The following is a 245-nucleotide window of genomic DNA, read 5'->3' as shown; positions in this document are numbered from 1 at the left end:
GCCGAAGGATTGCCGTTCTCGCAGATCAAGGGCCTGAGCTATCGCGCCGCGGACGGCTCGATCGAGCACAATGAAGCGCGCCCGATCCTCGAGAACATGGACGAGCTGCCGTTCGTCGCGCCCGTTTATCAGCGCGATCTGAAGATCGAGAACTACTTCATCGGCTATCTGAAGCACCCGTATGTATCGATCTATACCGGGCGCGGCTGCCGCTCGAAGTGCACGTTCTGCCTGTGGCCGCAGAC

At 60.4% G+C, this 245-nt stretch carries 1 pseudogene; it reads left to right on the top strand.

Annotated features, from left to right (window positions below):
• A pseudogene (locus tag SB753_RS40365) lies at positions 1 to 245 on the top strand (hopanoid biosynthesis associated radical SAM protein HpnJ); the annotation flags it as partial.

The organism is Paraburkholderia sp. SIMBA_053 (genome assembly GCF_046534895.1).
Lineage (GTDB): Bacteria > Pseudomonadota > Gammaproteobacteria > Burkholderiales > Burkholderiaceae > Paraburkholderia > Paraburkholderia caledonica.
Note: the sequence above shows the minus strand (reverse complement) of the source record. Positions and strands in the feature narration are given on the sequence as shown.